The 666-nt window shown below is 57.2% G+C and carries 1 protein-coding gene; it reads right to left on the reverse strand.

The window, feature by feature from the left end; genetic code table 11:
* A partial coding sequence (locus C7H09_RS20350; RefSeq protein ID WP_240616637.1) for a tyrosine-type recombinase/integrase occupies positions 1–576 on the reverse strand: 576 nt, incomplete at its 3' end.
* Positions 577–666: the final 90 nt, after the last annotated feature.

Here is a 666-nt window from a genome sequence, read left to right on the forward strand (position 1 = left end):
ATCCGGATGACGATGTGTGGCCCAGTAACGTCGCAAGGCCTTGAGCGTCATCAGAGGTAAAGGCACGAACCGATCCTTCTTGCCTTTGCCGCAGCGCACGTGGACGCGCATCAGGTGACTGTCGACATCGGCGATGGTCAGGCTCAGGGATTCGCTCAGCCGCAGTCCCAGGCTGTAGGTGGTGAGGAAGTAGACCTGGTAGCTGAGTTTGCGGGTGTGGCTGATCAGGCGCCCGATCTCATCCAGGGAGAGTACATCCTGCAGGGTCTGAACCTTGGGCGGCTTGACGATGGGAACATACTCCCAGGGTTTGTCGAGGACATACTGATAGAAACGCTGCATAGCATTGCGGGCAATTTTGACCAGGCTCCAGGAGCGATGCTCGACCAGGTGAATGAAATACTGCTGGAGCTGCTGGGTGCTAAGCTGGTCGGGACAGGTATCGAAATGGTCGCTCACCTGTCGCAGGCAGCGGGTGTAGAGGTCGATGGTCTTGGCGCTTTTGCCCCGCAGGGTGAGTTCGTTATGGTAGCGTTGATGCAGAACTTGAAAACGAGCGTGGTCGTGGGTGTTCATGACGCGTCTCCTGACAGGCCCTTCCGAAATAGAAGGGGTCAGGAAAGTACAGACGATTTGCGCCTCTGCCGCGTAGCGGCTTCGTTCAAC

The sequence above is a fragment of the Marinobacter fuscus genome (assembly GCF_003007675.1).
Classification (GTDB): Bacteria; Pseudomonadota; Gammaproteobacteria; order Pseudomonadales; family Oleiphilaceae; genus Marinobacter; species Marinobacter fuscus.